The organism is Chitinophaga agri (genome assembly GCF_010093065.1).
GTDB classification, from domain to species: Bacteria; Bacteroidota; Bacteroidia; order Chitinophagales; family Chitinophagaceae; genus Chitinophaga; species Chitinophaga agri.
This window is the reverse complement of record NZ_CP048113.1, coordinates 133,012-148,121: the sequence shown is the minus strand read 5'-3', so window position 1 is coordinate 148,121 and position 15,110 is coordinate 133,012. Positions and strand designations below refer to the sequence as shown.

Annotated in this window: 12 protein-coding genes; 6 read left to right on the top strand and 6 right to left on the bottom strand. The window is 48.0% G+C overall.

Annotation, left to right across the window (positions count from 1 at the left end; translation table 11 throughout):
• Window positions 1-11: 11 nt before the first annotated feature.
• Together GWR21_RS00605 and GWR21_RS00600 are read left to right on the top strand one after the other, a co-directional pair.
• Complete coding sequence (locus GWR21_RS00605; protein ID WP_162329850.1) at window positions 12-2,414, top strand: TonB-dependent receptor domain-containing protein; 2,403 nt, start codon at window positions 12-14, stop codon at window positions 2,412-2,414.
• 215 nt (window positions 2,415-2,629) lie between these two features.
• The gene (locus GWR21_RS00600; protein ID WP_162329849.1) at window positions 2,630-3,169 is read left to right on the top strand and encodes a hypothetical protein; all 540 of its coding nucleotides are present in this window, start codon (window positions 2,630-2,632) and stop codon (window positions 3,167-3,169) included.
• Window positions 3,170-3,304: 135 nt separating this feature from the next.
• Here GWR21_RS00600 and GWR21_RS00595 read toward each other — a convergent pair whose 3' ends face one another.
• Window positions 3,305-3,562 (bottom strand): AAA family ATPase, encoded by a 258-nt coding sequence (locus GWR21_RS00595; protein ID WP_162329848.1) that lies wholly within the window; start codon window positions 3,560-3,562, stop codon window positions 3,305-3,307.
• Window positions 3,563-3,721: 159 nt separating this feature from the next.
• Here GWR21_RS00595 and GWR21_RS00590 point away from each other — a divergent pair, with 159 nt between their 5' ends.
• Both GWR21_RS00590 and GWR21_RS00585 read left to right on the top strand, forming a co-directional pair.
• Window positions 3,722-4,963 carry an exonuclease SbcCD subunit D gene (locus GWR21_RS00590; protein ID WP_162329847.1) on the top strand — a complete coding sequence of 414 codons (1,242 nt, stop codon included), beginning with the start codon at window positions 3,722-3,724 and terminating at the stop codon, window positions 4,961-4,963.
• Window positions 4,964-4,969: 6 nt separating this feature from the next.
• Entirely contained in the window at window positions 4,970-8,704 is a 3,735-nt protein-coding gene (locus GWR21_RS00585; RefSeq protein WP_162329846.1) for an AAA family ATPase, read from the top strand.
• Here GWR21_RS00585 and GWR21_RS00580 read toward each other — a convergent pair.
• The 4 genes from GWR21_RS00580 to GWR21_RS00565 form a co-directional block, all read right to left on the bottom strand.
• Window positions 8,701-9,642: a lysophospholipid acyltransferase family protein gene (locus tag GWR21_RS00580; protein WP_238430105.1), complete on the bottom strand. Its 942-nt coding sequence runs from the start codon at window positions 9,640-9,642 to the stop codon at window positions 8,701-8,703. The two genes, GWR21_RS00585 and GWR21_RS00580, sit on opposite strands and share 4 nt — an antisense overlap.
• 257 nt (window positions 9,643-9,899) lie before the next feature.
• Complete coding sequence (locus GWR21_RS00575; protein WP_162329845.1) at window positions 9,900-10,319, bottom strand: response regulator; 420 nt, start codon at window positions 10,317-10,319, stop codon at window positions 9,900-9,902.
• 215 nt (window positions 10,320-10,534) lie between these two features.
• The gene (locus GWR21_RS00570; protein WP_162329844.1) at window positions 10,535-12,295 is read right to left on the bottom strand and encodes a hypothetical protein; all 1,761 of its coding nucleotides are present in this window, start codon (window positions 12,293-12,295) and stop codon (window positions 10,535-10,537) included.
• A gap of 30 nt (window positions 12,296-12,325) precedes the next feature.
• Window positions 12,326-12,733, bottom strand: coding sequence for a hypothetical protein (locus GWR21_RS00565; protein WP_162329843.1), 408 nt, complete (start codon window positions 12,731-12,733; stop codon window positions 12,326-12,328).
• 229 nt (window positions 12,734-12,962) lie between these two features.
• On the opposite strand from GWR21_RS00565, the gene GWR21_RS00560 reads away from it, so the two are divergent.
• Window positions 12,963-13,409: a hypothetical protein gene (locus GWR21_RS00560; RefSeq protein ID WP_162329842.1), complete on the top strand. Its 447-nt coding sequence runs from the start codon at window positions 12,963-12,965 to the stop codon at window positions 13,407-13,409.
• On the opposite strand, the gene GWR21_RS00555 is transcribed toward GWR21_RS00560, so the two are convergent.
• Window positions 13,410-13,907 (bottom strand): hypothetical protein, encoded by a 498-nt coding sequence (locus tag GWR21_RS00555; RefSeq protein ID WP_162329841.1) that lies wholly within the window; start codon window positions 13,905-13,907, stop codon window positions 13,410-13,412.
• A 450-nt stretch (window positions 13,908-14,357) separates the two neighbouring features.
• On the opposite strand from GWR21_RS00555, the gene GWR21_RS00550 reads away from it, so the two are divergent.
• Window positions 14,358-15,107, top strand: a complete 750-nt coding sequence (locus tag GWR21_RS00550) for an SDR family oxidoreductase (RefSeq protein WP_162329840.1) — start codon at window positions 14,358-14,360, stop codon at window positions 15,105-15,107.
• Window positions 15,108-15,110: the final 3 nt, after the last annotated feature.

Genomic DNA, 15,110 nt, shown 5'->3' with positions numbered 1-15,110 from the left:
AATCTTACTGCATGAAGTGTGTCCCGTTCATTTCTATTCTCTTACTTTCCGTTGTATCCATTGTTCATGCGCAATCCCCTAAAGTGGCCCTCGCCGGCCAGGTCAAATCGGCAAGCAATAAAACCGTCCTGCCATTCGTCAGTGTTACCCTTACGAAGGTAAAAGACAGCACCTTTATCACAGGTACGATCACGGGGGATGACGGCCGTTTCAGGATCACCGATGTCAATCCCGGAAATTATCTGCTGACATTCTCCTACCTGGGTTATCAGCCGGTTACACAATCCGTCACTGCCGGACAGTTAACCCCTATACTGGAACTCGGCAGCATCGAATTGTATCCTGATCCCGCTTCGCTGAATACCGTCACTATTACAGGGCAGCAGGAAGCCATACGCCTGGATAAGAAAACCTTCCATGTGGCGGACAATATCAGTCAGGCAGGCGGTTCCGTGCTGGAAGCTATGAAGAACCTGCCGGGTGTAACGACCCAGGACGGCAGGATCATACTGCGAGGTAGTGATAAAGTGATGGTACTGATAGACGGGAAGCAGACAGCGATCACCGGTTTCGGCGGACAAACAAGTCTCGACAACATCCCGGCATCTGCTATTGACAAGATTGAGATCATCAATAATCCGTCTGCCAGGTACGATGCGAATGGCAATGCGGGCATCATCAATATCATCTACAAAAAAGAAAAAAAGGAAGGCTCTAACGGCAAAATAGGGCTAAGTGGAGGTGCCGGCGCCCTATGGATCAAAAAGGCAAATCTGCCGGGTATCAGGCCACAATACCAGCGTACGCCAAAGATCAACCCCTCCCTGTCGCTGAACTACAAAAAGAATAAGGTCAATTTATTCCTTCAGGCAGACGATCTGTACACAAGAACACTGAACAAAAATGAATTTACAGATCGTTACTATGACAACGGAGATACCGTCAGGCAACAAACAAAACGTAACAGGAACACCAACTTCTCCAACGTAAAAGCCGGTATGGACTGGGCGATCAATGACAGGAACACCCTCACCGTATCGGGTATGTATGGTACCGAGAAAATACTTGATCATGGCGATGAGCCTTTCTTTAACAGCGATCTTACAGCAAGGCAGCGCCTCTGGCAGTTCCTGGAGGATGAACTGAAGACGACCATTGTCGGTGCCGCCATCTGGCAACACAACTTCGCTGCCCCCGGCAGAATGCTGAACGTCTCCCTGAGCAGCACTTTTCACCGGGAGGATGAGAAATACTTCTTTACTAACATAATGCCTGAATACACTGGTGCAGACTCTTTTAAGGTATTGTCAGATGAACATGTGACAGACCTGAGCGTCGACTATGTACAGCCGATCCGCCACGGGCGTTTTGAAGCCGGGGTGAAATACCGGTACCGGTATATTCCTGTGAACATGGACTTCAAACCCGGTGTTCATTCCGTACTGGATGCCCATGCCGGCGGTCTGACCAAATACCGGGAAAACATCCCGGCCGTATATGGCAACTACCTCTACGAAAACACCCGTTTTGAACTGGAAGCCGGGTTGCGCCTGGAATATGTAGACCTGAACTACGATGTCAATCCGGACCACCCGGTATACAAGAGCGACGGTTACCACTATACCCAGCCATTCCCCGACCTGCGACTGGCCTACAAGCTGAGCGAAAACAACAAACTGTCCTTCTTCTATAGCCGCCGTGTAGACCGGCCGAATGAAGTCGATATCCGCATCTTCCCCAAATACGACGATGCCGAAATCATCAAGGTCGGCAACCCGGCCCTTCGTCCGCAGTATACCAATACCTTCGAACTGGGCAATAAGCGCAGCTGGAACAAAGGCTACCTCTTCTCTTCCATCTATCATAAGCGTATGGATGCCACTATTACCCGCATTGGCAGTACCGTACCGGGCAGTACCATCATTTATAACATCTTCCAGAATGCCGGCAAGAGTTATAGGACCGGTATCGAACTGCTGTTATCCCGGAAGGTATCCAACCGGGCCACCTTCAACCTGAACCTGAATGGATATAACAATATCATCGACTCCTTTACGGTTGTGAACCGGTATCCGGTAGAGAACGTGTTCAGCGCTGCGCGGGAAAGTACTTTCTCCGGAAATATCAAACTGAATGGCCAGTTCCATTTCGCCCGGCAGATAGACGCTCAATTAACGGCGATTTACCAGGGCCCTGACCTGGTACCACAGGGTAAGACCTATTCCCGCTTCGGGGTGGACATCGGGGTAAAAAAGACGATCCAGCAGGGCAAGGGAGAACTCTTTGTCAATGCCACCGATGTAGCGAATACCCTGCGGAATAAAAGAGCCGTGCGGGGCAAGGGGTTCCATTATACCAGTACCGACTATAATGAAACACAGGTAGTACGTGCAGGCTATAACTACAAGTTCTGATACGCCACTCTTTCCCGGCTTTATGCACCGTCGGATGTCCGATAGAAAGACCTGTGACATTCCAATGCATCAGGTGATTAACAGGGCAGTAAAAGGTCACTTGAATATCCTACTGATACTGAAGTGACCTGAAAACTTCATTTTTATATCACGGTGCAATGGTAGGTTAGCCGAACCTTTTACCTTTGTTCAGTACAACCTCAAAAGCAACTATTATGGCAATTATCAAGGATAACATCCTCATGCAGCTTGTCCGGGGTACTATCGGCGGACAACTCACCATCTACGAACGGAACGGGCAGATCATTATGGCGAAGAAACGCGGCCCGTCTACGAAAAAACCTACAAAAAAACAGCTGGAAGCGAGGCATAAAATGCTTGTGGCATCAGCGTTAGCCCAGGTAATGATTGCAGATCCTGCGGTAAAGGAATATTATGCATCAATGGCAGGTCCGGGGCAGAATGCCTATAATATGGCGGTAAAAGATGCCTACCGTTCTCCGGAAGTACAGAATATCAGGCTGGAAGAGAATGATGTGGTGGTAACGGCTAAGGATGAATTCCGCGTAGCGAAAGTAGAAGTGAAAGTACTCGATGCGGACGGAGTGGTCAAAGAGAGTGGAAGAGCGGAATTGGGCTGGAATGGGATAGAATGGCGTTATAAGGCGGCGTCACTGCCTGCTGGCGGCAAAATCATTGTGATAGCGCAGGACTTACCGGGCAGGCAGACGGTGAAAGAAGTGCTACTTGATTAAAGCAGCGTTGACTTATGTTGATCGTTTGTTACCGGTCGTAAATACCTGACTAAATGTTGGTCTGTTTGACTCAGTTTCACTGCATAGTTGCTATTGCGGGAGGAATGCTATGCGCGTTTCCGGAAAAGGAACCAGCTAATGTATTACGGGATGTGTCTGCTCCCAGTTCCACTGCTCCTCTATCCAAAGGCCTTTAAATAATTCTTTATTACCATTAAAGATTTCCTTAATGGTAGGCAGTAACAGGGATTTACCAAATCGCCTCGGGCGACTTAAAAAATAGTACTTGCCTGATTCTATCAGCGTGTAGATCAGTCGCGTTTTGTCTATATATAAATATCGTCCATTTCGTATTTCGCCAAAATCCTGTATGCCTATTGGATATTTCCTCATATAGACTAAGATAAAATAAAATCCATGACATCCGATCCGGGATAATACAGGTGTCATTACACCACACCTCTCACCTTTCCCCTACAATACTTATTTTTGCAGTCACCGGCCCGTTGACCCGATCAGCCACCGGTAGATTTTCAAGGCAAAAATTATCAGATGAAAATATTGCATACTGCAGACTGGCATATAGGACAAACCTTCTATCAGTATGACAGAACATATGAACACCAGCAGTTCCTGTACTGGCTGACAGATACCATTAAGAAAGAAGATATTGAGTTATTGATCATCAGTGGGGACGTGTTTGATGTAGCTAACCCCTCCGCTACTTCGGTTAAATTATTCTATTCCTTTCTCAATAGTGCCATGAAGGCACAACCCGGTTTACAGATCATTGTCACGGCAGGTAACCATGACTCAGCAGCAAGGCTGGAAGCGCCTAAACCGCTGCTGGAATCGTCTGACATTCATATTATCGGTACGATCGAGCGGAAAGAAGATGGTACGATCGACTATGAAAAAATGCTGATCCCTGTGAAGGATAGAACAGGGGCAACGGTGCTCTGGTGTATGGCTATCCCTTTCCTGCGCATGGGAGACTATCCCGCGGTAGCGGAAAGCGAGACGCCCTATGTGGATGGGGTGGTTGCCCTCTACAGGGAATCCTATGAGCACGCGCTGACCATAAAGCAACCGGACCAGGGCATCATCGCCATGGCACATCTGCATACACTCAATGCCGAAAAGAATGAGCACGATGATAAAGAAAGACTGATCATGGGTGGGGTGGAATATGTTCCTGTCAGCGCCTTCCATGACGACATCATCTATACCGCATTAGGACACATACACAAAGCCCAGAAAATAGGCGGGAAAGAAAACATCCGGTACAGTGGTAGTCCGCTGCCCATGTCATTTTCAGAAAGGAACTACAAACACCAGGTAGTGACTTTCGATATTACCGGCGGCGTACTCAGTAATGTTGCCCTGCTGGAGATACCGGTCACCACCGAGCTGCTACGCGTACCGGCTAAGCCGCAGCCACTGGCCACTGTATTAGAAGAGCTCCTGCAGTTACCAGCGGCTACTGACCATCTGCACACCGCGCCTTACCTGGAAGTACGTGTGCTGCTGGAAGGGCCCGAACCGGCATTAAGACACAAGATAGAAACCGCCCTTACCGGCAAACACGTAAAGCTGGCAAAGATTGAAACAAGCCGCCTGTCATCCGGAGAAAATGAAACAGACACTGTGATGCGCACAGATCAGCTGCAGGAATTAAAGCCACTGGATATATTTCAGAAGGCCTTTAAAGCCAGCTATAACAATGAAGCACCGGAAGAACTGGTCAGCCTTTTCAACCAGGTATTGCAGGAGATCACTACAAAAGAGCAGTAAAAACGCATGAAGATATTAGCCATTCGTTTAAAGAACCTGGCATCACTCGAAGATACCAACGAAATAGATTTTACAAAAGAACCACTCAGCAAGGCGGGGATCTTTGCCATTACCGGCCCGACAGGGGCAGGTAAATCCACGCTGCTCGATGCCCTGTGTCTGGCATTATATGCCAAAACACCGCGCTATCAGCAGGCGAAAGAGACTGGCGTAGAGATACAGGACAGAACCGGAAACAAGCTCAATCAGGGCGATATCAGGGGCATCCTGCGGGATGGCACTGCGGATGGATTTGCAGAGGTCTCCTTCGCCGGCATAGATGGTCATAACTACCGGGCTACCTGGTCAGTCAAACGTGCCCGTAATAAGATAGATGGAAACCTGCAGACAGATACCGTGGAACTCTTTAACCTGAGTACCAATACCCCTGTGCCTGGAAAGAAAACCGAGACACTGCGCGAAATAGAAAGGGTGGTCGGCCTGAACTTCGAACAGTTCACCCGCTCCGTCTTACTGGCACAGGGCGACTTCACCGCCTTCCTGAAAGCGGACAAAGACGCGAAAGCTTCCCTGCTGGAAAAGCTGACAGGTACCAATATCTATTCGGAGATCTCAGTAGGTGTATTTGAAAAGTTCAAAGAGGCTGATACTGAGCTGAAACAACTGAAACAACAGATCGCAGGGATCGTCAGTTTGTCGGAAGAAGAAAGGACCAGCTTCACCGAACAGCAAAGCACGCTCACTGCTTCCATTGCAACACAGCAACAAACGATCAATACCCTTAACGCCGAAATCAACTGGCATCAGCTGCTGGGTACACTACAGGATAACCGGAATGTAGCGGCAGGAAAGTATACAGAAGCCCTCACAGCGATAGAGAATGCGGCCGACAGCATCCGCACCTTCACCCAGGTGGAACAGGTGCAGCCAGCCAGAGGCCCGGTAGAAGCCAGACGATCCTATGAAAGGGAACTATCAGTAAAAGAGGCCGCGCTCGCGGAGATCACAAACCGGATCGTACAGACCACTGAGCGTCAGCAGCAGGCGATGCAGGCTTTATCGGAGGCAGATACCGCCGTACAGGAACAACAACAGGCTGCTGCTGCCTCTCAACCAGATATAGAGAGGGCGCGTCACCTCGACACGCTGATCGGTGAGAAAGCGCAACGGGTGAGCCTTGCAAAGGCGGCAGCTGATGTGGCTGAAAAGAAACAACAGGACCACCTGAAAGTGTTCGAAAATAAGGAACAGGAGATCACGGTGGTGACCGCGACGATTGAAAAATTACAGCAATGGCAGCGGGATCACCTCGGTAAAAAAGATATCGCAGAGAATGATATTGAGATCAGGACACAGCTGAGTCATGCTGCCAGTCTGTTACCCAGACAACAGGAGGCATTAAGGGAACAACAGGATAACAGCAGCTTCATAAAAAAAGCACAGGAACAGATCACGGCCCTGCAGGAAAAAGTGTTGGATGAACAACAACAGCTGTCTGACCTCCAAAAGGCATTCGATACCCTGCACGTGGCCATCGGACAGATGCCCGTCGATGCGTTAAAGGATCAACAGTCATCGCTGATACAGCATATCAGGGAAGGCGAGGCGGCAAAAGGGCACTGGGATCTGCTGCTGAGCAATTTGCAGGAAAAGGAACATACGGTGCGCCTACTGGAAAATTGCCAGCAGGAACTGCTCGAAAAAACAACGGTGCTTAAAGATAAGAAAGCGCAACTGATCGTTGCGCAGACACAAAAAGACCTCACTGACAAACTATTACAACAGGCACGCCTGCAGATAGCAGAGAACGTTGAAGCGTTGCGTGCGCAGCTGATACAGGATGAACCCTGCCCCGTGTGCGGTAGTACAGCACATCCCTTTGCAGGAGGTAATCCGGTAGAACACACCATATTACTGGGACTGGAAGAGGAATATAAAAAAGCCCTGCAAACATACAATAGCTTACAGGGTGATATCAGCACTCTGGAACAGCTCACCAGGAAACTGGATACAGACGGCAGTATGTATGAAGGTATGCTGGCACGCAGAAGTGAGCAGATCACTTCCCTGGAAAAAACATGGATGACGTTTAGTCTGGCAACGGCCAGTCAAACCCTGCCTGCCGAAAGCAGGAAAGCATGGCTGGCTGCCCGCGTACAGGAGCTGCATGATGAACATCAGCAGACGACGCAGCAACTACAGGCATATGAAGAAAAAAGGAAAGAAGCCGATCAGCTGAAAATACAACTGGATGCCTTACAGCATAAACTGACCGCTACGGGGGATAGCCTGAAAGACAGGCAGCGGGAAAAATCCAGTAAAGAGGAAGCGCAACGGCATATTGAAAAGCAACTGGCTAATATCACAGAGAGTCTGCACACCATGACGGAACTGCTGGCGCCACACTTTAACAATCCCGCCTGGATAGACAACTGGAAAAAGGATCCGCAGGGATTTGACAACAGTATCCGCGCCTTCGCCGTACAGTGGAAAGAGCATGTGCAGGCAATCACGGATAATACGCAGTTACTGCGTGAGCATCAGTCAGCGTTGCAGGAGATGAGTAAACAAGGTCCGCTGATCGCGGCAGAGCTGAATGAAAGGATCCATGATCTCAATACACAGCAAACACAGTTCGACACCCTTACGCAGGAGCGCCAGCGATTACTGAACGGCGCTGCTGTCAGTGTGTTTGAACAACGACTGAAACAGGCGATGGACAATGCGGTTGCTACGCAACAAGCAGCAGCGAAAGAATTGAATAATCTGCGGGAAGAGCTCCGTGGTTATACGGTTTCCAGAGAACAGACATCCGCCGATATCAACAATATCCATCACAATATCGCACAGATAAGTGCAGCCATTAAGGAATGGCTGGATGCCTATGCATCGACAGATGGTGTACAACTATCAGAACCAGACCTGACCAGTTTACTGGCTTATTCTGCCGCCTGGATAGACACCGAAAGAAAAACGATCAATGCTTTGCGGACTGCCGTCACTACGACGAAAGCCACGTTGGAAGAACGTGAGCTGCAGGTCACCAATCATCTGCAGAAACGCACGAGTGAACGTGGATTGGAAGAGGTGACCGCGCTTGCCGGTGAAGCCAGACAAACACTGGAACAGCTCTCTGCGGAAAAGAGTAAAGTTGATTACAAACTCTGGGAAGATAAAAAGAACAAAGATACCATCGGCGGCTTACAAAAGAACATTGAAGCCAAAACAGCTATACACGAAAACTGGGGCAGACTGAATGAACTGATCGGCTCTGCTGATGGTAAAAAGTTCCGGCAGATAGCCCAGGAATATACACTGGACATTTTGCTGGGCTATGCCAACATGCACCTGGCGATGCTGACCACCCGCTATAAACTGCAGCGTATACCTGGTACCCTCGGATTGCAGATACTGGATAAAGATATGGGTGATGAACTCAGAACGGTCTTCTCACTTTCCGGTGGAGAATCCTTCCTGGTATCACTGGCACTGGCGCTGGGGCTGGCCTCTTTATCTTCCAGCAAGATGAAGGTAGAATCCCTGTTCATTGATGAAGGTTTCGGCGCACTCGATCCGGATACCCTGAATGTAGCAGTAGATGCCCTGGAACGTTTACATAACCAGGGACGTAAAGTTGGGGTGATCTCTCACGTACAGGAAATGACAGAACGTATCCCTGCACAGATAAAAGTGATCCGGATGGCCAATGGAAAAAGCACGGTAGAGGTAGTGGGAGGTTAACACTCCTCCCGCTCCCATTGTCTGTGGGTCCATAACCAGTATTCAGGTGCATGTAAGATATCATGCTCCAGGTACCAGGCAAAGGTCCTGGTGATGTCATATGATTCCACATCAGCGGTTTCCTCTGTTATCAGCGAGAAGTATACATTCCAGCCGTCACCTTTGCTGCGTTTCCTGACAGAAGCGTATAGCACGACTGCATCGGTGGAACGTGCCAGCTGCTCGGCGCCCGTTGGCAGTGCGGTAGGCTGATGCAGGAAGTCGGTTTTACAACGCGCCCTTATTACCGGCGACTGATCGGCGATAAATACATATGCACCCGGACGATGACGGTTAGACAGCATAAAACGGGCAGTTTCATTCGTAGCCAGCAGCCTGATGCCGAACCGTGAACGGATACGGTATAACACCCTGTTCAGGAACGTGTAAGGTGTGGGTTTATATACCGCATAGACATCAAAAGAAACATAGCGGGGCAGGATGTTCAGGCATTCCCAGTTGCCGTAATGCCCCATTACAATGATGATGTTCCGCCCCTGCTGGTGACAATGTTCCAGTACTTCCGGATTATGCAGATGTACCTTTTTCCGGTGTTGCTCTTCTGTGATGGACAATAGCTGCAGGGTCTCTACCAGCAATTCACTGAAGTGACAATAGAAGGCACGTGTCATGGCCTGGATGTGCCGGTAGCTTCTTTTAGGGAAAGAGCGGGAAAGATTCTGCACAACGACATCATAACGATAGCGCATCATGTTGCAGAGAGTCCAGTAAATTAAATGCTGTATACTACGCAGCATCCACGTGGGTAATAAGCTGATGAAGTAGAGCATAGCAAACAAAGGCTCATACACCAGTCTCCGGTATCTGATCTTTTCGGGTAGCTTCATCTCGTGGCTGGCGTAAGCTGGTTTTCTGATAGAATTAGCAGCGTCGTACATAGGCGTTTTCTTTAGCCCTGAGGGTTTATGATTCAAACATGTTAGTCCGTTAACGCAAATTTAGAACCGATTTATATTGCCTGCTGAAATCTTAACTTTTCTTTGTAGCAGTCAATATGGCTCCGTTTAGCTATAACATTGAGTCCCAGAGATCCATACGAAAATACATGACAATACTATCCTAAAAATGAGTAGATCATTCTGTGGAACTGGCAGCGGGAAGTGTGAAAGTTATCTTGTTGACAATACGGACGCACCTATTCATTCGGATGCCTGGCATTGGTCCAGTATTCCAATATAATACGGATCTGCTTTTCTATATCCTCGTACAAAGGTCTTTTGATAAAATAGCCCTGTACAGTAAGGTCATATACTTCGTCTACAATTTCTTTTGATTCGATGGTAGTGAGAAATACAAATGGTATACTTTTCTTACGCAGTGATTCATCCATGTCGATCCGGCGTCTGAGTTCCAGACCATTCATTCTTGGCACATTGATATCTGCTATGATAATAAGTGGCTTTTCCGTCGTTTCCTGCAAGTACTTCAGCAAGGCATCACCAGCATCAAAAAAAAGTACCATGTTGCGCAGTCCCAGCGATGCTAATACGGACTGATATATTTCCCGGTCGTCTTCATCATCTTCCAGTATAAGCAGCGGACCATGTTTTGCCATTTTTGAAGAAATTTTGAATGGAAGTAAGCTTGTGTCGTTAAATAGTCCGCATTAGTCATGCCAGAAAATAATCAGGAATTAAGACACAGGAACTGGTTGGTTTGAATTGATGTAGACAACCGGGCTATCAATTGCCCTTTCACATAAATAGTCAACAATGTTTTATGCGAAAGGTTGTAAAAACAGGCAATTTCTCATTCCTGATTCCCCCATCCCTAATTTTCTTTCTTCCCCAGGCTCATCGTCGGTATCGGCAATCTAAACCCGACAAAAACATAGTTAGCACCGTAAAACAGGTTATAAGCCCATCCTACCTGCAGGTAATCATGTAGGGTAGACGCTACAATACCCAGTCCCAGTTCGGGTACATCATCCTTGTCAAAGTCGGGAGATGAGACATGTAAACCAAAGTTCAGGTCCAGCAGGTTATTAGGCAGGGAGGAATTCCGTTTCCAGTGCTGGCTCGTCCCAAATATACCTTTGAACAGCACATTGTAATAAGGCGCCATCTGGACGTCCTTCTGAATGTTGGTAGTGATGAGCGGGTGGGCAAAAATAACCCCTACAGTGGCCTCTATATGCGCAAGAATACGGTATAAAGTGAGACTATGGGTTTCCTCCATCAGGTTCCGCTTTGAACTGATATTGGTCACCTGCATCTTAATGACCACACGGTCACCTGATTCGCGGTAACCGGCATAGAGCAGATCGGTGGTTGCTTCAGACGGGATACTACCCAGTGCCAATGAAAAAACTTTATCAGAAAAACGAAGCGCCAGCTCTGCCAGCCTTCTTTCTTCCTTACCGAATTGCAGCAGGTCATCAGGAATGATCATATCTGCCAGCGATGTGATCTTACCGGAAGCGATGGCCAACAGGTTAGCTGCCTGTGTCTGCACTTCTGCTGATGCAGCCGGGATGTCGGTTTTGAGAGCGGTCAGTAACACCTTCATTTTATTGAACTCACTATTCAGCAGGATGATGTCGGATTGCAACGTGGACAGAAATCCGGCACTGGCTGTTGTGTTGGCGCTGCCCAGCGTCTGATAGTATTTTACCCGCTCATTCAGGCGTGTTTTGAGCAGGTCCCCCTGTGCGAGTACCTGTCTGATATCGTACATGACCTGCTGGTCCTTCAGGGTGGTCAATACCTTTGCCGCTTCCTTACGGAAGTCTTCATAATCAGCTTTCAGTCTTTGCTGGAGGATATCGGTGAACTGGCGGACATATTCTCCTCTCAGTATCTCGTTTACGTTCATTTCACGCTGCTGGCTACTCCGTACAGATTGCTGGATATCTTCCAGCTGGGACAACTGTGCATCGGTGAGCGTAAACTTCCAGCGTTCCACTTCGTAGTATTCACCCTGCGGATTATCATCCAGCCCGTTAAAATGCAAAGGAGACGGCTGATTATTGTGCATCAGCCAAGCGCCGATCTGGATCCGGACGTCATTATAGGTGGCGCCATCTGTGAGCTGTTGCTCCAGGTCAGCCAGCCGTTTGCTGAGCGCGTAGGTAATACCTCCCCAGATATCGGTGACGTCTTCATAGGATTCGAAGTAATCGCGTGTAGCAGGATCTTTGTCGAATACCGTTATGATCTCCTGTGCGATGGCGGAGGTACGTTCGACGAATGCCGGCAGACTGTTCTTATCGCCGCGCACATGCTGACGCACGGCTTCTTCCATTCCCCTGGCCCATCCGTCAACTTTACGGGAGGCTTCATACAGGACATTGATCATGTTCACCGCATCGGATGGCAGCGGGCTACCGATACCAGCGGTGTTGACCTTCCGGATAAAAGTGGAACGGTTAAACTGAATGGTCAGCCGGCTGTTGATGTCGGCGTTATTTTTATTACTGTAGGTACGATTATTCTGATCAGTTTCCACAACAGAGATGACAGACTGCGCGTAGACGCTGCTGCCAAATAACAAAGGAAACAGGATAGCACATGGCAATGTAAAAAGTCGCATATGGGATTTTCATTAAGGTAAAACAGGAACTCAACCGTTAGCGTAAGCCGTCATGACGGCAGTGTGCATACTTCCTCTTCCCTTCATAAAACGGGGTCTGGTCACACCTTCTGATACAACATTCCTGAATGGGGAGATGGAGAGCAATACGAAGCTATCATAATCGGAAGGCTTCACGCGGGGGTGCCATTCCATTTTCTTTAACATGGGCAGGAGGACCGCCGGGATGGTCACCCGGACGAAGATGACCATATCATACATACCCATGCCTGTTTTGCCGGTCTTTGACCTGATAAAGTTAGCAGTATCATTTGCTTCAGCAGCTACATCGTCGTCCCCCAATATTAATAGTAAGACCTGGTCAGGTTGGTCCAGCAGATCCTGAAAAACTTTTTGTGCTTCGGCTTCCGCTGTAGGAAGCACTACATAATTTTGCATTTGCTGTCAGTTAAGTGTGCAGTAGGGGAAAAAGTATGAAAATAGCTATTTCAGTGCGAATATCCAATGATACAACACAGATTAATAATATGTAAATACAAGTTAGGTACGGTGTACCGGGCACCTGTCGGTTGCAATGCTTATTCAGTAAATTTCCCTATTTTTAAGTTATTAACCCTGTTATACGCCACTGCTGAGATAATTAACGTTTCAAACCCTTAACAATTCCATGATGACTACTGATGAGATCATACAGGCCTTGCAGGCCTTTCAACCAGCAGAACGCTCCGATGATGATAACGTCTCCTACTTCTATGACCTGATGGAGGCACTGAAACAGAATGCCGACAAGGAGAAAGCAATAGAACCTATATTCCGGCTGATAGAGAAATATCCGCATATTGATTATGGATCACCTGGTCCACTGGTGCACACGCTGGAGTCATTCCATGAGTATTATCATGATGCATTGATCGCATCGCTGGACAGGCGCCCTACGCCACTGACGGTTTGGATGCTGAACCGGCTGACGAACGCGGACCAGGATTACCTGGAGCATAAAATGCTGACAGAAAAGATGCATGCCTTATTACAACATCCGGAGCTGGATGAGCTAACGAAGGGGGCAATAGAAGATTTTACAGAGTTCCAGGATCACCCCGGAGAGGATGCCTGATCAGGTATAACTGCCTTTATGTGCGTTAACGCCCCGTTGCTGTAATTCGGCAATAAAGGTGTCTATAAATTCCATATCCCTGCTGACCGTATACTGATAGGTACGGCTACGGGTCTTTATGGTCAGATACGTTCTTCTGTGCCGGTATTTTACAGTTTTAATTGTCACTTCTTTCATGGAGGATAACGGAATGACCGTTGTTGTGGACGACAGGTATGTCAGCGGCTTTTTGATGAGCAGTTTGTCCGTGTACAGATGGTAGGTCTCTGAAGACCAGGCGGCCCACATAGCGATGGCTATGAAGAAGAACGCTAATGTCAGCTGACCGCCCCATGCAGCGGCGGACATATTAAACAGCAGCAGTATTGCTGTGGCGAGCGACAGCGTCGCAAAAGAGATACATATCAGGAGGTCAGCAAATACTACGTCTGTTTCAAGTACAGGAATAGGCGATTGCTCCTCAACAGTTGCGGGTCGGCGAGTGGCGGATTGGGACATCGGAAATCAGGTTACTACAAATCTAACGAAAAAACAGGCCATTTCTGATAGGCGCTGCTGCTTTTTATTCCCTCCTGTCCAACCTTATGTAAGCCATCCCGGCAGGCCCGGATACCGGGTATGCGATGGCATTTTTATGCATTTAATAGTCGCAATCGAACATTATCCTGCCCACGCTATGGTAAACAGAAAAATATACCGATCATTGAGGAACAGCCATGGATCTGTATACTGATAAAAAGGACAAAAGATGCTATGTAGTCCGGTCCTTTCTTAACACTATATAAAAAACACTTATACATCATCACTTCCCTGCTGATCTTACCGGTGCTTAAAAGTTTATTTGGAACATTCATTCCACATTACTAATTTTACATCCGGAACGATCGTTCCAAACAACACAGATCAATCTTAATAATAAAACAGTACATCACGATTAAAATCAATTTTATGAACAGGTTAGAAAATAAAGTAGCCCTCATTACCGGTGGTAACAGCGGTATCGGATTTGCGACAGCGCAGTTATTTATTGCTGAAGGCGCAAAAGTGATCATTACCGGCCGTAATCAGGAATCTATAGACAAGGCAGTAGCGGAACTGGGCACATCGGCCAGCGGCATTGCATCTGACACAGGTAGTATGAAAGACATTATGCAGTTACAGGCACAGGTGGCTGCGATACATCCGGTCATTGACATTCTGTTCCTGAATGCAGGTGTAGCGAAGTTCTCTCCTATTGAGGCGACGACTGAGGCATTCTTTGACGAGCAGTTTAATATCAACGTAAAAGGTTCCTTCTTTACTATTCAGCAGTTACTGCCTATCCTGCATGATGGCGGTGCTATCGTATTGAATACTTCTATCAACGCGCACATCGGTATGGCGAATGCATCTGTTTATGCCGCCACTAAAGCAGCGCAGCTGACACTGATCAGAAACTTATCCGCAGAACTGATCGGCCGTAAGATCCGTGTGAATGCAGTCAGTCCTGGTCCGGTTAGCACACCGCTGTATGGTAAACTTGGCCTGGCAGCAGATCAGCTTTCCGCAACCGCCAGCCATATACAGTCCAGCATACCTATTGGTCGTTTCGGTACACCGGAAGAAATTGCGAAGGTAGCGCTCTTCCTGGCGTCAGATGATTCAACTTTCCTGCTGGGGTCAGAACTGATCGCCGATGGTGGTATGAGCACATTATGATTT

Bases quoted from the DNA above. Each gene is read 5' to 3' on its own strand.
- GWR21_RS00605 (WP_162329850.1), top strand. From the start codon at position 12: ATGAAGTGTGTCCCGTTCATTTCTATTCTCTTACTTTCCGTTGTATCC.
- GWR21_RS00580 (WP_238430105.1), bottom strand. From the start codon at position 9,642: ATGTACGACGCTGCTAATTCTATCAGAAAACCAGCTTACGCCAGCCAC.
- GWR21_RS00590 (WP_162329847.1), top strand. From the start codon at position 3,722: ATGAAAATATTGCATACTGCAGACTGGCATATAGGACAAACCTTCTAT.
- GWR21_RS00585 (WP_162329846.1), top strand. From the start codon at position 4,970: ATGAAGATATTAGCCATTCGTTTAAAGAACCTGGCATCACTCGAAGAT.
- GWR21_RS00600 (WP_162329849.1), top strand. From the start codon at position 2,630: ATGGCAATTATCAAGGATAACATCCTCATGCAGCTTGTCCGGGGTACT.
- GWR21_RS00575 (WP_162329845.1), bottom strand. From the start codon at position 10,319: ATGGCAAAACATGGTCCGCTGCTTATACTGGAAGATGATGAAGACGAC.
- GWR21_RS00550 (WP_162329840.1), top strand. From the start codon at position 14,358: ATGAACAGGTTAGAAAATAAAGTAGCCCTCATTACCGGTGGTAACAGC.
- GWR21_RS00595 (WP_162329848.1), bottom strand. From the start codon at position 3,562: ATGAGGAAATATCCAATAGGCATACAGGATTTTGGCGAAATACGAAAT.
- GWR21_RS00570 (WP_162329844.1), bottom strand. From the start codon at position 12,295: ATGCGACTTTTTACATTGCCATGTGCTATCCTGTTTCCTTTGTTATTT.
- GWR21_RS00565 (WP_162329843.1), bottom strand. From the start codon at position 12,733: ATGCAAAATTATGTAGTGCTTCCTACAGCGGAAGCCGAAGCACAAAAA.
- GWR21_RS00555 (WP_162329841.1), bottom strand. From the start codon at position 13,907: ATGTCCCAATCCGCCACTCGCCGACCCGCAACTGTTGAGGAGCAATCG.
- GWR21_RS00560 (WP_162329842.1), top strand. From the start codon at position 12,963: ATGATGACTACTGATGAGATCATACAGGCCTTGCAGGCCTTTCAACCA.